This is a genomic window from Alcaligenes sp. WGS1538 (assembly GCF_043187505.1).
Taxonomy (GTDB): Bacteria; Pseudomonadota; Gammaproteobacteria; order Burkholderiales; family Burkholderiaceae_B; genus Alcaligenes.
In genome coordinates this window covers 1,557,055-1,575,042 of the sequence record NZ_CP171109.1, presented here as the reverse complement: position 1 = coordinate 1,575,042, position 17,988 = coordinate 1,557,055, and the positions used below count along the sequence as shown (strand labels likewise).

Here is a 17,988-nt window from a genome sequence, read left to right as displayed (position 1 = left end):
GTGCGTGCCAGTGTTCACGCCCGGCCAGGAGGCCTTTCGGCCTCCAGCTCCTTGCGCCGACGGGCGAGCGCCGGCTGGATCACCAGCCGAGACGCTACGCCCAACCCGATCATGAGAAAGCCAATCCACTTCCCGAAATCAGGCGGAATGTAGGTCTTCAGATCGGGCGGCAGTGATAACCACACGCTCGTCAGTGCGTCAGGCGCAGCATCCAACACCGCCAGCAACGCCAGCCCAAGGGCCGGCAGATTTACAGATGTCATGCGCCACGAATCGCGCCAGTTAGATATCAACTTCATATTTGCTCCAGGCATAAAAAAGACTGCTTACGCAGTCTCTTATGCTATTTCATTGGCCGGCTACCCGAGCTCAACCAGTGCCCGCTCAATCGCGGCAAGCCCTGGCCGAAGAGCCGGGTCGGACAGGTCTCGGAGCGAGTACAGTAGGTAGCCTATGTTTCCGTTGTAGTAGTTGGTGGCCGTGCCCGTGCCACCAATATAGAGCCGGTTGCCTAAGTTCGCTGCGGTCCGACCTGCGTTCGCGTAGGTTTGGACGCCGTTCCGGCGAATGGACACGCCGCGCACAGTGGAGAATGTAACCGTCGCCACTAAATCAGTGTTCGTGACGTCTCCGGCATTGTCCGCGACATTGCCGGCCCCTCCGGCTGCTGTAAGTATCCCTGGGACGCCGATGGAAACAGAGCCGGTACCGGAAATTGAGCCCCTTTCCGTCCCGACCACGATGGAACTTGCAACTGGATGCACCCGTGCAACCACCGTGAACGCCGATGGGTTGACAACCGCTGGCGCGCCGGCAGCCAGGTTGAAGGTTCCTGGCAGCACAATGCGGCCATCCGTGACCGAAACGACGCCACTTCCACTCGTTACCCCCCAGTTCATTCCCTGAGGTTGACGCCGGTCCATAATGCTAGAGCCGTCTGGAGCTAGGGTAGAAGCTAGCGGCGAAATCCAGTAATCAATCAGCGGCCTGCCATCTTTGTCTGCGAGATTGGCAATGAGGTAGTCGATTTCCGAGACTGCCGGCAGCTCCACTGGCTCATAGCGTGCTGCGATATTAGGGTGCGACTTAACGACACGTCGAAACGTATGCATCAGAAATTCTCCAGAAAATGCACGCCCCAATTCCAAAGCGTATGGGATGGATCGAACATGGAAGGCGCGTCGCAGCTATCATGCAGCGCGCCCATGGGCCCATCGCCGGGCTGCCGCGGACTGGACTGGTAGCCGCGCATCGCGTACTGCAGCGAACGGTTCGAGCCCAACGGCGAAGCGACTTCGAAATGGATATGATCGGGACCAATCTGCTCGATCGATGAGATCGTTTGGTTGACGCCGTCGGCTCGGATCACGAACCCGAAGTCGCCGTGATGCGGGGCTGTCAGATCTAGGACCAGCGGCGGCTCGGGCACGTGGAACCACACGTCCAGGCCGGTGCCGCCGTCCCACTTGATGAACTTCGGCATGACCGGGCGCCAGATGCGGCCAGCGCGCAGGGCGCGCAGCACACGCAGGTGGTATTCCCCATTCATGACGTGTCCCAGCCCGGTGTAGTGCAGCAGGTCAGTCCAGTACGGCAAGTGGTAGCCCGCAGTGGCGAGATGCATGCGCGAGTTGTCTCTGGCCGCTCGATAAATGCCCAAGACGCCCTCGACACCTCCGAAAAAGCTTGACGGCTGGGACAGGATGACCGGCGGATCAAAGGTTTGGGCCGTGGCCTGTTTAATGTCGGCAGTCAGCTGCTCGGCGTATACACTAATGAGTTGCTGATCAAAATTAGTCGTTGCAGTGTCAGCCTCCCCCTCTACAGAATGCAGAGCGTCTACCACATACGACGATCCACGCTCTATAGAAATTTGAACACTGCGTTCCAAGGCGGCCAACATATTGCTGTATGGCACTGTGCCTGGGCTGCGGGCAGACAGTGAAACGCCCCCTTGCGCTGTCGTCCAGTATAGGCGCTCGCACTTGACCCCTTGAGACTCTTCAAGCTGCGCCTGCGACCATCCAATACCTTCGAGCAACGTGGTGCTGTTGCTCGCGCTCAGTTGCATTGAATGAAGCGGGACAAAGGAATCGAAGTTTGCTGGATTGATCGGATCATAGTTACCACCTGCACCGGTCCCAACTGCAACGTTCATGCCTGGCCCGCCCGGCATGAAGGCCTGCCTCACATACACTGCTGTTGCTGTCAGCGGGAATGGAACTGGATCTCCAGCGCCACGGGCATTACTTTGGCCTACGGCAATATGTCCGCGCACCACCGATGCGCCTTCGCCATTCTCTAGAGCACTGACACGTAACTCGATATCGGCTAATACATCACCACCACCGGCCACTTTGCCGCTTGCATCTACTTCGATGTCCCTCGCTCTTTCTCCGAATACAGATAACGGATATCGCGCATAACCCACTCTCTGCATAACTGAAACCAGCGCTGCTTGCACCGCCGCTTTATTCGGATACGTATCGATATAGAGCACGGCAGAGCCCGTGCGCTGGTAGAGATCCAGAAATCCATCCTCGTACTGCGATGGAACAGTCGCATAATGTCCATCGGGCACTGGTTGGAAGCCCGCGCCCCCATTAACGATAGCGTTAGTACTGGGATAGACGCCCGCAGCGAGTGAGGCAGTATCAGCTGCACCCTCCGCTCGATCTGCAGCCGACTCCGCCCGGTTAGCCGCAGAAACAGCAATCGGCGCCGACTGCTCAACGCCCTTCGCGGTCTTTCGCTCGCGGCCAAACCGGTCCTCGTAAGTCAGCGCATCGCTGTTCGCGAAGTGGTCCAGATTCTGGGAGTTGTCGTACAGATCCCGAGGGTCGGTGCTCCCAATCGGATTTCCAGTGTGGTAAGTCGTCATTTCAACGCCCATAAAAAAACCGCCCGGAGGCGGTTGATTGATGCGAATGCCGTTCAGTCCGGCGGGTTGTTGTTGTCGTCGGCGTACACGCGCACGTCGTAGTTCGTGGCGGTCACCTCTGCAGTGTCTGTGCCGCGTGCCTGGATGTTGGTAATCAGCGCAGGCCGCATCCACTCCGAAGTCAGCCCGAAATACACATGAGGCAGCTCCTGTTTCAGGCTCACTATTGGCCAGGGCTGCGGAATGTCCGCAACGATCGAGTAATCATCAGGCCCAGGCGAAGCAGCGAACGGGCCGACAAACTTGCCCTCTGCCGTCCGATAGCTCACTGAATGCAACTCGCCAGCGGTCCAGCGCAGCGGCTCGGTGATGCGCAGCAGCGCTCCGCCTGCCGTCGGCCGGATATCGGTCAGCAGGCCCATTTGGGCGTTGCCCGGCTCGTCGTCAAACAGCGGCACGTACGACATGTACTCGCTGTTGAATGCGTCCATTTCGGTGCTGAATTGGTACTCGCGATTCCGATACCGAAGTTTTCTACGCTCACGCATGCCGATTCGCCAGGCCCTAGTCCTCTCCGTCACACCATCAAGTTTGAGCCTCTCCAGCTTGAGGCCCTGATCACCAGGCAGTAGGCACTTCACAGTCATGGGTGTCCACGTTTCGGCGTCGATATATTCCACCTCCCAGCCATCTGGATCATTGGGCTGCTTCGACCTAAACCTATCTCGCAGCGGTGTTGTCATGTTCAGCGGAGAGTAGGCTTGCTCAAGCTGCGTGCGCACATCATCGCGCACCGGCCGGATCAGCCCGCGGGAAACTGTCAGCTCCGCGAACCCGGCCCGAAGCGCCAATTTCAGAGCCTCCTGAGCCGTTGTCAGGTCGTAGACATGATCCAGAGTCTCGCCGCGATCTGACCAGATCCCGTGGAGGCGCCGCAGCTCGTCAGCGTCCAGGTTCAGATCTGAATAGCCGATCGAGCCGGCGATGTAGCGGACGAACGCAGAAATGTCCCGTGTCGGCTGCGGCGCGGACCAAGAGCCGTCCCCCTGCAGCGTTGGCAGCATCCGAGTCGCGATTACGTTAATTTGGTTCTCGGACTGGGCTGCCAGCCGGCCGCCGCTACGCAGTCGCACCGCCATGGTGGTCCAGTTCGGGTAACTGGTACGCGTGCGCAGCCTTGATTTCAGTCCGTACCAGTGGATCGTGTCCTTGGCCTGCGTCGATGTAGAGCTCGCGCCGACGCGCCGCACCCGAACGGCTGGGCGCATCTGAGGGATCGTCAGCGATTCCGTGATCCCGATCTGGTCCAGGGTGGCCTGGCCATACGACTTAGCAATGGTTGTACGGGGACCGCCATTGATATCACGATACTGAATCTCAATACCCAGCCATTGCTCTCCCACCTCTCCGTCGTCATGGATGTAACCCAGACCATTGGGAAAGAAGAAATCAATCTCCAGTCCTGTCGTCAGCTCTTTACCTGGGGTGGCCACAAACTCGCTGGTCCACTCTCCGTAAACAGTTCCACCGTTGAATGTGACGGTTGCGCCACCAGTGGTAGCTGCGGGGAATCCAAGCCAGTTTTGGTCATCGCTGCCATCCGGCAGCAGGCGCCAGACAACGATCTGATCGGGCGCAAACTGTTGTATTCGCCAGCGCTGCGCGGGAACATTAGAGAATGTGATCGTGTAGTCGCCCGGTTCGAGCGCATTGTAAAGAGGCCCTGGATCCTGGGGAGTCTCCGGGTCTGGCGGGAATCGCACCTCGATCCAGCCGGTTCCGTTCGCGTCCAGGTCGGTCGCGTTCAGAACCATCTGTAAAGGCGCCTGGCCATCGACAGCCATATTGATTGATCCTGCACCGAAAGGCAGCAGGTGCTTAAACTCGCCGTGGAAGCGATTACGCACATTCAGGACCGTGCCTTCTCGGGTCACGTTGAACACGAGCGGCAAGGTAATGTTTACGACTGTGCCCGAACCCCAGCCTGGCGGGAATTCGCTTTCCGAGGAGCGCCAGATATAGCTGCCGCCGAATGAATAGCTTGCTGGCTGCGTGTTCTCGCGGTTGGCCATTTCGGTGCTCATTTCCAGGCCGGCCGTGCCCGACGACGTGCCCCCAACGGCGGCGACCGTGTGCCAGTGCTCGTGCGTCGACGTGCCAGACAGATCTGCGCCAGGCCCATAGATCGTGTACGAACCGTCAGCACCCAGCGCCGAGAATGGCGTATCGCCCACCTTCACGTCCGCGTCATTGATCTGGTATTGCCCAGGGCCGATGCAGGCGTGGAACTCAAGCCACTGCTCGCGCCAATTCACGAACCGACGCCGCGGCGGGGTCAGGTAGTCTGGGAACCGACGGAACCGGCCAGCCAGCTCGGGCACGACGTCGCCCAATTTCGCTTGGTTGGCTTTTGCTTGGGCCGTCTCAAACTGGCGGCCCTGCTGCGGCGAGTTGAAATCCTGCCCAGATTGGCCAGGCATCAACCAGCCGAACACGAAATTAAAGACCGACCCCAGCAGCTTGCCCAGCCCGGAAAATACGTCGCCGTTCTGGATAATCGTCAGCGAGACCTCATCCGACTCGCTGAGGCTCCGCGTCTCCCATTGCTCGACCGGCAGAGGCATGCCATTCAGGGCGGCGGAGATAGGCTGGGGATCCCGCTCCCGAAATTGGATGCCCTGGGAGTCCAGCCAGGCGGCCAGCGTCCCCGTCCATCCATGGGTCTCGCAGGCCTGGCCGGACATCGAGCTAAGGTAGATTCTGATCGTCATAAAAAATAACCCGCGTGTAGCGGGTTTCAAAAACGTTGATCCTGGTCAGTGTCGGGCCTGTGCCTGAGTCTGTCTCGAGCACCCAGAGCCTGCCATCGGCCTCCACGACGATGCCCACATGCACGCAGAGCCGCGCACGCCAAGCCGCGGCAATCGCCCCGGGCCGCGGTGGAACCTCCTGGAAGCCGCCCTGCGCTTGAACAGCCTGGGCAGCGGCCGTCAGACCTGTTTTGTCAGCCGGGTCAATATCAGCATGGCTTGGCAGCAGAGGGCGCCCGAACAGCGACACCCGAGCAAGCCGCACCAGGCCCCAGCAATCCAGTTCCGGCGCAGCCCGGCCAAAAGGAACGTATCGCGTTCGCAAAAAGTCGTTGATCGTCATAGCCATTGGATCCCCGGCGCGGTCTCCGCGGTGTACCGTTCCCGCGGCCACGCAGTGTTCAACAGATCGTAGTAGCTGCCATCGGCCATGAACTGACCGTCCTCAAACTGGCCGCCGGTCAGCGTCATGACATAGGGCCGCTCTGCCGGTGCGGTGATGTCGCTGGCCAAGTACGTGCGGCACACAAGCGTCACGATCTGACCGTTCTCCAGCGCCCTGTCTACCTCACGCTGTGCCCGTTCATTCACGCCCGCAACGCCAAACCGCAGCGTCTGCTGGCCAGAGGCATTGCGCGCCGGCAGGGATATCTCAATTGCGCCGGCTTCGAACGGCACAAGCTGGCCGTCAACGCCCAACAGATAGTCGTCGTATCCCTGGCAGATTCGAATCGGCTCCAGCCCTGGTGTCGAAATCTCCAGCGTGTGGATCAGCTTCGAATCCGTTGGGGCGCTGGCATACACCACTTCAAGAATAGTCATGCCTCTGGCCACTCCCTATTCAATGCAATGTCGATGATGCTGGCGCCAAGCACAAACTCAGGGAAATTGCCCCAACCTGGCGGCATAAGGGGGCGTTCGAATATCTCAAGCGTCGCACTGGCTCGCCATGCGCACAGACCAACGGGGGTCGGACCGCTATACATAGAAACGAAGCGACAAACGTACTGCCCCTCTCCCACAGGCGTCTTGAGCGGCGCATTGAACCATTCAGAGCCATCGAGCAATGCGTCACGGAACCACGCCTCAAACGCCGCCGCTTGGTTGTCACTGTTGAAAATCCACGTGACGTTGACCATGCTGGGCACAGAGCTGAAACGCCGGCGCTGGCGGGCCCGCCCGTCTACCATGGTGGTGCGCTGGAACGGCTGGACATGGTTTATGTCGTAGCCGTCCCGCACGGGCCATGGCAGGCCTTCTGGGTAGTTAATGTCGGTTTGAATCATCGGCCCACCCTCTGAAGCCCGAACGCCTGCCGCAGAGCCTGCGAGCGTTTCCCGTCACCAAAAATATCCGCCACAAACACGTCGGCCTCCTCGTCTCCATACTCATTGCGACGAGTTTCCGTCTGGCCAGCCCGATCTGGGTTTTCGATGACATTCACCGTCACTCCTTTACTTGGCTGAGACGCCGAAGCCTGAGCCGACGTCAGTGCGCCACGTTGCCGTGCATCAATCCGCTCCAGCACCGAGTCCAGCCTGGCGCTGGTCTTTGCAGTCGTGACACGTTCGCCCTTCTCCAGCAGCCAAGTGCCTGTCTGCGGAACTGAATCGATGCCGTCGTGAGCCATCCCAGCTAATGCAACGCCACTGACCGCCGCCGCCATGGGCATCGTCACGGACAGGGCCGCCGCCATTGCCGCTGGTGCCGCTGCTGGCCCAACAATCGGGATCGCAGCGGTGCTCGCAAATGCGCTGATCCCGGCTTGGAGGGCAGTTGCGTAGGCGTTGGCAGTAAGCGCAGAGGCGCCAACCGCTTGCGTTGTCTTGCCCACCAATAGCTGCACGGCCTGATATGCCAGCCATTGCGCAGCCATCTGACCAAGCGCGTTAACCACTGAGCGCAGCATGTTTTGACCCAGTTTCTGCATCGCGTCGCCAAGATTCTCGGAATCAAAAACCATGGACTCAAACGCGTTCCCAAATCCGGTCGTCATGGTGTTCAGCATGTTCGCGAATAGAGCTTCAGTCTGGGCCGCCATGTTCTGCGTCTGCACGGCAAAGTTCTCCCACGCTCGGGCCATGCCGTTTGTCCAGTCAGCTTCTGCTGCCGCTCGGGCCTCTGCTGCTTCTTGGGCCTTGGCCAGCTTTGCATCTTCAAACTGCTGATAAAGCGCCAGGCGCTCTTCATACTGAGCCTGGTCAAGAGCTGTAGCGGCCACCTGTTGGGCTTGCTCAAGCTCCAGGCGTTTCTGCGCATACTCCTGCCGGATAGCGAGAGCCTGCTGCGCCATTTCGCGCTGACGGTCTCCCATCCCGACGCCTGCGGCCTCCAAGTCCATGCGTTGCTGGAAAACCTGCAATTCCTGCTCGAACGCCATGTATTGGCGGCTGGAATCGATAGCCGCTTGCATGGCTTTCTCTGTTTCGTTCCAAGCGTGGACCTGATCGAAAAGGGCTAGCGCACGAGCGCGGTCCGCCTCAGTCCCCGCCGCCGTAACGATTCTGTATCGCTCCGCCTGTTCCGCAGTCATTCCAAGGGTGGCTTGCTGCGATTGCAGTTGTTTTACGAGATTGGCAAGTTCAGACTCCTGTTGTTTTGCCCCCCCTCCAGAGCTCCGCACGGCGTAGGCGGAGCGAATTCTGTCCTCTACCTCCTTTGGGATTACACCACCAAAATCAGCCCTGGCCTCGGCTAGCTTCGCCTCCAGCTTTTCCGACTGCGTGGCGTACATAGCAAGCCATTTTTGTAACTTGCTGGCCATTTCGTCGCTGGCTGCCTTGACAGGGCCCGCTCCATCTAGGCTCTTTAGTTGGGCGTCAACATCAGCGATCTTCTGCCGGAATTTTTCAGCTTGCTCAGTGGCGTTCGCAAGTTCCAACTTTGTCTCACGGACGGCCTGCTCGACATTAGCCAGCCCTTTGGCGTCAACCCCCCGGCCCTGCTCGAAGGCTCTCTTAAGCTCTTCGTAATCGCTAGTGGTACTACGCAGCATTTGGGCCGCTTCTTCGGCGCGCTTCTCTACCTCTTCCAGCTTCTCGACCAGCTTGAACCTAGTGGCCTCGGCTTGAAGTCGAGACATGTTCTTAACTTCTTCTGCAAGAAGCGCGGTTTCCTCTTGCGCCCTGTTGGCCCCATTGCTGAAATCAAAGAACGCTAGCGCAGCAGCGGACAGCAGACCGACCACAATGCCAATCGGACCGCCAAGCAGACTCATTGCTGCGGACGCGGCGCGCGCAGATGTCGCTAAGGCGGCGTTCGCAGCAGCGGCAGCGAGGCTCCCGCTAGCAGCGCGCGCCATGGCGATCTGGTTCAACGTTGCTGCGGCAGTATTGACAGCAAACGCGGCTGTTGCCGAGGCCAAACGTGCAACCAGAACTACTCCGGCGGTGACACCAAGCCATTTAAAAGCATCGCCCAGCACCGAAGCACCGCGCGCGATGGCCGAAAGCACAGCCTCACTGTTAGAAATTGAGCGGATTCCTTCTGCAATGCCAATGATGGCTTCAGCCATCGAGGCAGATGCGCCACTGGCCTTGTCCGCCCTTCCTACAAACTCAGTTAAGTTGTTATTCACGCGGACAAATGCATCTGCCAAGGTGGCAGGCATCAAGGCCGCTTCTTTTCGGAGCTCTTCCAGAGAAGATACTAGCCCAGTGGCGATGACATTACTCGTCACCTTGCCGTCCACCGCCATTTGCCGCAGAGCACTGGTAGTCACTCCCATTTCGTCAGCCATCGCTTTCAGAACACGTGGGCTGCGCGAAACAATGGTGTCAAATGCCTGGGCGTCCAGCTTGCCAGTCGCCAATGAACGAGATAGAGAACCAATTACAACGTCAGCGTCCTGCCCGCGGGTGGCGGTGGTTACCAGCGCATGGTTAACCGCCTCTGTAAAGTCAGCAGCTTCCGAGGCACTACGGCCAAGATCTCGAAACGTCGCCACGTTGCGGGCGTAGACGTCAACAGTCTGCTGAAGCGGCGAGTATGACGCATTCGCCATTTCAGTAAGGCGCTGCATCGAAGCAGCTGCACCAGCCATGTCGCCCGTAGCGGCGCCTACCTGACTCTGCATGTCAGACCAAGCATCGGCATAACCCCTGAGGGCATTGACGCTAAAGGCAGCGCCTAGGACGGCGCCAGCTCGCAGCGCCATGGCAGCCATGCTCGAGAAACTAGCAGAGGCTCCTGCTGCCGATTTCCCGGCTGCGCCTATCGAATCTTTCGCGCGATCGGCTGCTTTTGAGACCCCGCCTGCCGCCTTTTCAGCGTCAGTGCTGGCCCTGGAAAGCCCCGCCAGCGAGTCGCGCGCGCGCTCAATTCCATCAGCGCCGTCCACGCGCAGGCCTAGTGCTGCGACTTCCATATGTCACCCATAAAAAAAACCCGCCGAAGCGGGCTTATATATTCGCCAAGAAAAATCAATGTGCTGACTTTTGCATCTCCTGGGCGGCCTTGTAGGAAGACTCAATGGCTTTCTGACTGACCTCTGCCATGTCGTCGGCCAACGTCTGGTTCCCCCACCGAGAAACCTTCCCTTCCTTAAAGGTCACCACCAGACGATCCTGGGCGAGGCTTTCATTATCAACAGGGGTAAACCCAACAAGGACCCTATTCCAGTAGATCCATCGTTCACGGTCTTGATTGACGTCAGTTCGACGGGGCTCACCCAATATCCCCAGAACTTCTGATTTGCTCATCCCGATTCCAAGTTGCAAGGATCTGCTGTTGTAATCGATTTTGTTGGCGGCACATCCAGCCATCATCAAGAATGCGAATACCGCCACCATAAAACGCTTCATAAATCCTCCCGTACCAAAATAATACGGAGATCATAGCAGCCATACAGTCACCTTTTGAGCATGTCCCGCGAAAACGTCTTGCTTTCCCCGCCTTGGTGCGAAAGGTAGGCATCATCCAGTGCGCGTATGATTCCCGCAAAAACCGCTAGGTTGGCAATACGCTCCGATTCTGCGTAGGCCCGGATCGCAGTCCACGGAATTGGCCCAGAAGCCATGCCCACCTGTCTATCCGTGGAAAGCTCCCAGAAAGCGTGCCAGTAGCTCCATTCAACGTCGTGGAGATCGGGGGGCACAAGGCTTTCCGGGATTTCTTGCCCGAAGCGCTCATAGTCCTCAATGGTTTTTTTCGCATTCGGGTTATCAAGGCTCCACCGCAGGCGGGATATCAGTTTTTTGTGGCCTCCTCCACGAACGAGCTGGCATCAGCATCGACTCGCTGAGCCGCCTGCAGAACAAGGCCTGCGAACCGTTCGCCGTTGCGAGAGGTGATGAATTTGGTTGCCAACTCCTGGCTATACGGCAGATCCTTGCCACCATCCTTCAGGCCGCGCCAGCCTTTCAGAACCACTTCGGCCAGGGTTTCGCGCATGGCCTTTGCCAGTTGCTCGTCATTCAGCGGTTTGCCGCGATTCTTCAGTCGCATGGCCGCTTGTTTCTGGTTTAGCGTTTTTTGGGCGTCTTTCGAGCCAATACCGCATACCAGCAGCTCAACGCCAGGAGCGCCGTCCAGGTCACCAACCCAAGTGCCGGAGTCAATCACGCTCAGGGCTTCGTCCGACAACACCAAATCTTTGATATCCATTGTTCTTTCCTATAGTCCCTGGTTCCAAAGCGGGGCCGGCAGGCGGAACCATTTCCCACCAGCCCCTGGCCGCTTACGCGGTTTCGTTAAACCTCGATGATGTTGCTGTCGACAGCGATCGACCATGCGCGCAGGTGCGCAGCAGTTGCGTCACCGCCTTGGCGAGCGCCAGGCAGGGCCAGGCCATAAAACATGTCGGTCATGCCTGCTGGTGGCGCAGACGCGGTGTGCGTGCCCGTGCCTGCGGCTGTGGTTTCGATGCCAGTCGTTGCATCCGGTGTCGCGCCCACAGAGAAGGAATTGGCGGTCAGGCCAGTGGCAATGACGTAGTACACAGTTCCAGCAGACAACCCTGTGGGCAGCGACCCGGTGGTCGAAAACACAACAGGCTGCCCGGCAACGAGCCCATGGGAATTCCACGTCACGACCGCAGGCTCACCCACGGAAATCGTCACGTCATCAGAAGGGAGGCAATCGGCGCCCCACTCGATTTTGAATTGATACGGAACGCAATCATCAATAGCCTGTTTAAACTTGATCTGGCCTGGATCCAGCGCCATGGGCACGAACTGGTTCTCCATCGTGCCGCCGTTCAGCGTAGTCTTGAACTTGCGCACACGCTTTTCATTGATCAGCGCTTGTTCGCCAACTTCCTGCGTGTCACCGATAGTGCCAGCATTGGCCCAGCCGCCTACTTCAGTCCATTCAGCGCCCGCAAAATCAGCCGCCGTGACGGTCCCCTTGGCGGTTACGCGTCCGCCGATATACAGCTTTGATCCGGAGATCGGATAAAGTCCACCGCTCATGGGTTTCTCCAATAAAAAAGCCCCGCAGATATCGCGGGGCCAGAAGATGAAAACCCGGCACGGAGCCGGGTCAGTTCAGTTGCAGCGAAGGCTGCATTTGTTCAGATATTTGATTCAACCGTGTTACCAGAGGCGGCTTTCGGCGTCTGTGTTCGCTCAACCCTCGACCGCATAGACTGGCGAATCGGTCTTGCGCATCCAGCGCTGCCTTGGCCTCGAACCATTCCTGGATAAGAGACTGCGTTGCCTGTTGCCCATCCAGAACATCCAGTACCCAGCGCCGGAACTCCTGCGCTTTGGACGTGCGGGCGAACATACCGATTAGGTGAGCTCCCCGAAGGCTGAATACCCGGGCGGTGCGGTACTGACCTGGACCGTCAAATTGAGGGTCCGGGTCTTGAGCCATGACCAAGCACGTCATTGACTCTGAGAACTCCGCCTTGTACCGATCGTAGATTCTGGTAACCGCGTCGGCCCGCGCATACCCGAGCGCACGGGCAATATCCGCCGCGCTCGCCCATTTCTTTCCGTCCTTCTCTACCAGTCGGATAGTTTGGTTTTGGAACATCAGTTCTTTCATCGTTCAGTTCTCCGAAAAGAAAAGGGCCGCCCTTAATGGGCAGCCCCGGACTTTTCAAAGCTCTTCCACCCTGCTGGGCTCGGCATCTACCGATTTAAGGCTGCTTGGAAGCGTCTACCCGCTCACACGGGCATAAAAAAAACGCCTGGTGGGCGGCTATTCTTTCTTGCTGGTTTGCTGAGCCTGCGCTTGCTTTCCAGCAAGCTGCTTGGCACCCGTTTTGGGCTTCAGGCCCACCACCTCAGCAGCGCCTTTGGCCACATGGCCCAGCGCCTCTCCGACTCTCGCCTGCAGCCAGGCGTCACGCGCCAGCTTTCGCCGGGCTTCGCAATCAGGGCACATATCAGCTCTCCGCTTTGTCCAAGTCGTAAAACTCGATTTCTGTCATAACCAAAAGGCCCGGATCATCTGGCGGGGGATAACCTGGAAGTCCAGGAAGATCGGACGCCTTACCAAACTTCATTGCCTCTACAACGATGACACCACCTGAGTCTTGGGTCAGCTCGCGAGCAAGTCGCTCAACGTTTATCTGAAACTTCAGCAAAAGCTCATTTTTCTGTTGTTCGTCCATATTTTCCTCACCCGAAACAACGCCACGGCACACGCACCGGCACTGTCCAGTACCCGTTATCTTCATAACCCTCCTGGACATGCGGATAGGCGGTCACTGAAACGCACACGCCCCCGTACCTCATTTCCGTTCCGTCTTTGAAGTGCCCGGCAATGCCCGCAGCGATCTGGTCGTAGACCGCAACGTCTTGGCCCAGCGGATGAACCAACGTGATCATCAGCGATCCTGTACGGTCATGTGGCATGCCGGGGGCGATCAGCTGCCGCACCGGCGCCACGCTTACACGCCCGATCCGCAAGAACGGCTGCGGCAGGCCACCAGCATGCGGCACTTCAAACGTCTGACCGGGCCAGGCCTTGTTGTAGGGCAGCGCCAGCGATTCAATCCGGCTTTTCAGGGCCAGCCAGATCGCGGTTTCGGTTTTTGCGCTCATCCTGTAGTCTCGCTTTGAACTTCCTTGGCGGCCTGGGCCACAAGCTGGGGCCATTGGGCTATAGCGCCCTCGACGAAGTAGTTACCGGCCTGGTTGTAGACCCGTCCTAATACATCTGCGCCTACAAAACCATAGTTCATTCGCCGCGCGTAAATCGCCTGATACCCGAGCCAGATGGCCCTATCCAGCGGCAACAGTGCAGCCACAGCCCCGACGTTGCTGCCAGCGAAGGGCCCTTCCGCAGTTTTCGGCATTCCTTGATCAGACGCCACCAAAGATCGAGCCAGATTGCCTACTTTGAACGGAACCCGCCCGCCCTCTTCCTTCGTCCTGGACATTTCCTCGCCCAACAGCACAATGGCCCGGTTTCGTGTGGCCTGAAGCCTTGCCTCTGATTTAGCAGCCCAAGCGCTGACTTGCGCCGCGAATGACGTCGCCATTACTCAAGCCCCTTTGAATAGGTCAGCGAATAAGTGCAGTCACACCCGCAGTTGATGTTGTGCCGTGCGCCGCCTGCTGGGTCATGCGGATGCTGCATCATGGTGCCATCCGGCAGGACAAACGGCGTATTCAGGCCCATGACTGACGTGCCGCTCATCGCAATGTGATCAGGCCGCCCATCCTTACTGCCGCGCCGGTGTCTCCAGGTCTTTCTCACAGCGCTGGCATCCAGTCCCTGCGATTCAACCAGCTGCTGCCATTCCTCGTCCCTGGCAGACATAACCGCATTGCCGGTCTCGGTGGCGGCCACGGTATCAGCGCGGGCCTTCAGTAACGCATTGCTGTACTGGCGTTCGCTGATAAGACGCTCCGCCTCTGGGACCGCCGTGCCCGCCTTGTACGCCCGAATGATGCGCTGTGCAGTCGCGGGGTTCACTTTGTAGCGGAGTTCCAGCGAGCCGTCATGCCCAACAATCACCAAGCCCCGCACGCCTTCTGCGCTGCGCATGCCTTGCGTTACTGCCTGCAGGCGCGCTGCCCGTGGCCCATCAAGCCCCAGAACGCCGCCGGATCGCACGCCGCCTTGAACCCTGCCAACCAGATCGATCGCTATGTTTCGTGGACCCTGCCCTCTCGCGTAGCCCGCCTCGATCACGGTACGCGCTACGGAGATCTGCTCTATGGTGAAACCCTCCACGCTCTCAGTGACGTTCTGCCTGATCCAGTCTTGAGCACGCGGGTTAGTCATGCGGAACCGAGTGCCGATGCCAGCGATCCCCTGCGCCTGGATCTGCGCGGCTGTGGATGCGCCGGCAACCGCATAGGCCTGCGTCATTGCGGACGAATACTCGGCCCAGGCTGCCTCGTTGATATTGAGGGCAGCGATGGCGCCCTCGATGTCGAAGCGCCCCAGGGCATCCAGCAGAGCCCGCCAATCGACATTGCTTTGCAGGTCTGTGACGCTGGCCATGAATGCGCGATGAATCTCCGGCTCGAGCTCGGCGATTAACTGGGCGAACAAACGTGCCTGTGAACGCGTGGGCCTGCGGACAGCCATATCAACCTCGGATCGTAAATCGCACTGCTGATGTCACGCCAGCAGCCGGTATCTTTTCGAATGCGATGATGTGAACCGGCACGCCGTCCACGCTTAATACGTCGCCCGCCGTGTACTGCATCTTCGGCACTTCGCAAATGGCCTGCCGATCCGACGCCAGAATGACCGTGCCGCCAACCTCCGTGCCGATCAGCTCCTTGCTCACGCCACGGACAGCCCCGCGGATCGTCTCAGTGTGCGTCGTCGGCTCGACCGGCTCCCATGGCTTGGTCGGGTCCGGCGTGCCAGGAACTTTGCGGGTCAGCTTGATCTCGCCTTGTCCAAGTCCGCCCTGGCTTGTCGGAGCGAGAAGGTCGCGGGCCATCTGGGCCATTTCCTGATAGAAGTCCGCCATCAAATTACCCTGAACAAGCTGTTGATGTCGCGCCCTTGGCTGCACAGCCAGGGGAGCACCATGCCATTGATAAGGGCATCAGCGGCAATTCCAGCAGCCGATGCCGCGCCGCCAGCGTCCGCAGCCGTCATGAACTCGCGCTCGATCACATCGACCTTCTCTCGTTTCGTGATTCGGTTCGGGTCGGTGCTGCCGGTCGCCCAGCCTGGGTTCATTGCTTCCAGATAGGCCGCCCGGTAACTGGCGTTGACCCATGCGGGCGGGATCAGCGTGTCCGGGACCGCCTGGCCATTGATACGATGCCCAGTGCGAGGCCATGCCAGCTCCTGCTCAAAGCCACCAGCGCGCCGGCTGCATTGCAGCCTCGCTTCGTAGGCGGCATCAACATAGGCGCTGCCTATCTGGCGCAGCACTGCAGGCACGGCCCCGTCCGGAAGCGTCAGCCCCTGCCCGTTCAACCAGGCAAGAAATCCATCGTCGGTTCCGTATGCAGCCATGTCAGCCCTTTAGTTTTTCGATCTCTTCGGCAATGCGCGCATCGCCCCAGCGCTTGTCCGCGTCCTTGCCAGCTAATGCCTTGAACTGCTCACGCAAGTCGCTTTGAGGCTCATCTTGAGACTTTTCTACGGCGCTGACGGTTGGCTTCTGTTCGCTAGCCGGCTCGACCTTCTTGGCAGCTTCGTGCCCGTTCTCGATGCGGAAATATCCCAACGCCCGATAGGTTCCAATGTGCATTGGGTGCGGCTCAAAGCCCTCCACGACGCCACGCGCCGCCAAGCGCACCTTGCGCCCCTGGGAATCCACGAGATCGTAGGGGCTGTTGGTCAGATTGGTGATTTTCATGAGACATCCTATGAAATGGCGGCCCAGGACTAGCCCAGGCCGCCGCACCCGTTAGGGCGCTGGAGCAGGCGTCACTCCATCCAGATAACGCATCGCGCCATCCCGGATCAGTGTCAGCTGCCCCACTCGACCGATACCGGGGATTTGCCACTGCATCGGACCGTGCTGGTGGATATCCAGGAAGCGATACGGCATGGGCATCGGAAACTCCAGGGAATCCAGAGAATTCCGATAGCCCACAGCCCGACCCTGGCCGGCCACGTTCGGACTGGTCAGCGTTGCGGCTTTGGCCAGAGCTGGCAGTTCACGAATCGTCAACGGGCGACCAGTGCGCGTGGTGTAGATGTTGTTCGCCATGAACCACTGCAGAATGGTCATGTTGGGCGAAGTCACGCCGTACGGCGTCAGCGCGATGTACTGATACGCCAGGGGGGGCAGCAGAACCGTATCTGACAACAGGGACGAGATTACGCCGGATGCGGACGGGGGGCCCATGATGAGCTGATTCAGCTCGGCCACGATCTGCTCAGACGTTTTCAAGCCAACGCCATTGGCATCGACCCAGTTTCGGGCATTGCCGGTGCCAGTGGCCGGAGAGGCCGCGGGCGTCACGCCGTTCATGTTAATCAGGCCGGACCAACCAGGGTGACCGCCGCCATACAGCGCCGTTTCGGCGCAGAAAATATCTGCAGCCTGGCGAGCGGCGATTGCCTTGCGGGCGGTCAGCGGGAATCCGGCATGCATCGCCTTGCCGAGTTCCTCGATGTTGTAGCCATAGCCAACGGCATACATGGCGAAGTCTACGCCAACGGAAATCAGGCTCACATCGGCTTTGGGCACGTCCTCAGCCCAGCCGGATTGCCATTTCGCGGCGCCTGCCATATCGCCGACTTGGAAATCGACGCCGCTGGCCCACTCAGGGTAATCAGTGTTGACTGGCACGAGGGACTGGTAGTCGACCAGGTCGTACTCGACGTTGAAAGCACGGGCAGACTGTACATGAGTCTGCTGGCGCAGGAAGTTGAGCGCCTGTGCGTCAGTGATCATTTGGGGCATTTGTTGCGCTCCTATTAAGCTTCAGCGGTTACGGCAGCGGCGCCAGGCAGTACGCGGATGCGCAGTGCCACCGGCTCGCCGTCGGCGGCGGATTCATCAAATTCGCAAGTGGGCAACGGCAGTCGGCCAGCGGCAGTAGCGCCGTGGTACTTGCGAGTTGCAGGGTCGTAGAACGGGGTCGCCCCCTCGGTCACGCCCTCGCCAGCCAGCACGAACACGGTACCCATGTCGGCTACGCCTAGTAAGTCGCCCACCCGGAAGGTCGGATCGCCGTCAGTGGTGGCAGTGCCCAGCATGTCAACGGTGCGCAACGCGATTCCAATGAAGCGGTTGCCGTCGGCCAATGGAGCAACGCCCATTTCGCCAGTGCCTTTCATCAGCGGCACAGCGGCGGCGAATTCGGATTCGGCAAACCCGGTGCGGGCGTTGTCCTCTTCCATGTTCGCCCAGGTGCCGACGATGCCGCGGGCGGGCGTGAAGCGATTGGCGGGGATTGGGATCAGAGCCATTTC

The 17,988-nt window shown here is 59.3% G+C and carries 21 protein-coding genes; all 21 read right to left on the bottom strand.

What is annotated here, in order from left to right; genetic code table 11:
- Window positions 1-14: 14 nt before the first annotated feature.
- The gene (locus ACF3ND_RS07400; RefSeq protein ID WP_394065433.1) at window positions 15-299 is read right to left on the bottom strand and encodes a hypothetical protein; all 285 of its coding nucleotides are present in this window, start codon (window positions 297-299) and stop codon (window positions 15-17) included.
- Window positions 300-359: 60 nt separating this feature from the next.
- Window positions 360-1,112 (bottom strand): hypothetical protein, encoded by a 753-nt coding sequence (locus ACF3ND_RS07395; protein WP_394065432.1) that lies wholly within the window; start codon window positions 1,110-1,112, stop codon window positions 360-362.
- Entirely contained in the window at window positions 1,112-2,881 is a 1,770-nt protein-coding gene (locus tag ACF3ND_RS07390; RefSeq protein WP_394065431.1) for a hypothetical protein, read from the bottom strand. Before ACF3ND_RS07390 ends, ACF3ND_RS07395 begins: the two co-directional genes overlap by 1 nt.
- Before the next feature lie 53 nt (window positions 2,882-2,934).
- Entirely contained in the window at window positions 2,935-5,652 is a 2,718-nt protein-coding gene (locus tag ACF3ND_RS07385; RefSeq protein ID WP_394065430.1) for a host specificity factor TipJ family phage tail protein, read from the bottom strand.
- Window positions 5,630-6,034 (bottom strand): hypothetical protein, encoded by a 405-nt coding sequence (locus ACF3ND_RS07380; protein WP_394065429.1) that lies wholly within the window; start codon window positions 6,032-6,034, stop codon window positions 5,630-5,632. The genes ACF3ND_RS07385 and ACF3ND_RS07380 overlap by 23 nt, the downstream gene beginning before the upstream one ends.
- A complete protein-coding gene (locus ACF3ND_RS07375) occupies window positions 6,031-6,513 on the bottom strand; it encodes a DUF1833 family protein (RefSeq protein ID WP_394065428.1) in 483 nt (160 codons plus the stop codon). Before ACF3ND_RS07375 ends, ACF3ND_RS07380 begins: the two co-directional genes overlap by 4 nt.
- Window positions 6,510-6,977, bottom strand: a complete 468-nt coding sequence (locus ACF3ND_RS07370) for a hypothetical protein (protein WP_394065427.1) — start codon at window positions 6,975-6,977, stop codon at window positions 6,510-6,512. The genes ACF3ND_RS07375 and ACF3ND_RS07370 overlap by 4 nt, the downstream gene beginning before the upstream one ends.
- A complete protein-coding gene (locus tag ACF3ND_RS07365) occupies window positions 6,974-10,057 on the bottom strand; it encodes a tape measure protein (protein WP_394065426.1) in 3,084 nt (1,027 codons plus the stop codon). Before ACF3ND_RS07365 ends, ACF3ND_RS07370 begins: the two co-directional genes overlap by 4 nt.
- Before the next feature lie 55 nt (window positions 10,058-10,112).
- A complete protein-coding gene (bamE, locus tag ACF3ND_RS07360; protein WP_394065425.1) occupies window positions 10,113-10,493 on the bottom strand; it encodes an outer membrane protein assembly factor BamE in 381 nt (126 codons plus the stop codon).
- A 385-nt stretch (window positions 10,494-10,878) separates the two neighbouring features.
- Complete coding sequence (locus tag ACF3ND_RS07355; RefSeq protein WP_394065424.1) at window positions 10,879-11,295, bottom strand: hypothetical protein; 417 nt, start codon at window positions 11,293-11,295, stop codon at window positions 10,879-10,881.
- Window positions 11,296-11,381: 86 nt separating this feature from the next.
- On the bottom strand, window positions 11,382-12,101 hold the full coding sequence (locus ACF3ND_RS07350; protein ID WP_394065423.1) for a hypothetical protein: 720 nt from the start codon (window positions 12,099-12,101) through the stop codon (window positions 11,382-11,384).
- Between the two features lie 70 nt (window positions 12,102-12,171).
- The gene (locus tag ACF3ND_RS07345) at window positions 12,172-12,681 is read right to left on the bottom strand and encodes a BRO family protein (RefSeq protein ID WP_394065422.1); all 510 of its coding nucleotides are present in this window, start codon (window positions 12,679-12,681) and stop codon (window positions 12,172-12,174) included.
- A 343-nt stretch (window positions 12,682-13,024) separates the two neighbouring features.
- Window positions 13,025-13,252: a hypothetical protein gene (locus tag ACF3ND_RS07340; protein ID WP_394065421.1), complete on the bottom strand. Its 228-nt coding sequence runs from the start codon at window positions 13,250-13,252 to the stop codon at window positions 13,025-13,027.
- Between the two features lie 7 nt (window positions 13,253-13,259).
- Complete coding sequence (locus tag ACF3ND_RS07335; protein ID WP_394065420.1) at window positions 13,260-13,685, bottom strand: DUF4128 domain-containing protein; 426 nt, start codon at window positions 13,683-13,685, stop codon at window positions 13,260-13,262.
- Window positions 13,682-14,125 carry a hypothetical protein gene (locus tag ACF3ND_RS07330; protein ID WP_394065419.1) on the bottom strand — a complete coding sequence of 148 codons (444 nt, stop codon included), beginning with the start codon at window positions 14,123-14,125 and terminating at the stop codon, window positions 13,682-13,684. Before ACF3ND_RS07330 ends, ACF3ND_RS07335 begins: the two co-directional genes overlap by 4 nt.
- Window positions 14,125-15,096: a hypothetical protein gene (locus ACF3ND_RS07325; protein WP_394065418.1), complete on the bottom strand. Its 972-nt coding sequence runs from the start codon at window positions 15,094-15,096 to the stop codon at window positions 14,125-14,127. Before ACF3ND_RS07325 ends, ACF3ND_RS07330 begins: the two co-directional genes overlap by 1 nt.
- A gap of 88 nt (window positions 15,097-15,184) precedes the next feature.
- The gene (locus ACF3ND_RS07320; RefSeq protein WP_394065417.1) at window positions 15,185-15,577 is read right to left on the bottom strand and encodes a hypothetical protein; all 393 of its coding nucleotides are present in this window, start codon (window positions 15,575-15,577) and stop codon (window positions 15,185-15,187) included.
- Complete coding sequence (locus ACF3ND_RS07315; protein WP_394065416.1) at window positions 15,577-16,074, bottom strand: DnaT-like ssDNA-binding protein; 498 nt, start codon at window positions 16,072-16,074, stop codon at window positions 15,577-15,579. Before ACF3ND_RS07315 ends, ACF3ND_RS07320 begins: the two co-directional genes overlap by 1 nt.
- A gap of 1 nt (window position 16,075) precedes the next feature.
- Window positions 16,076-16,420 (bottom strand): hypothetical protein, encoded by a 345-nt coding sequence (locus tag ACF3ND_RS07310; RefSeq protein WP_394065415.1) that lies wholly within the window; start codon window positions 16,418-16,420, stop codon window positions 16,076-16,078.
- A 51-nt stretch (window positions 16,421-16,471) separates the two neighbouring features.
- Window positions 16,472-17,476: a DUF2184 domain-containing protein gene (locus tag ACF3ND_RS07305; RefSeq protein ID WP_394065414.1), complete on the bottom strand. Its 1,005-nt coding sequence runs from the start codon at window positions 17,474-17,476 to the stop codon at window positions 16,472-16,474.
- 14 nt (window positions 17,477-17,490) lie between these two features.
- A complete protein-coding gene (locus ACF3ND_RS07300) occupies window positions 17,491-17,985 on the bottom strand; it encodes a hypothetical protein (protein WP_394065413.1) in 495 nt (164 codons plus the stop codon).
- Window positions 17,986-17,988: the final 3 nt, after the last annotated feature.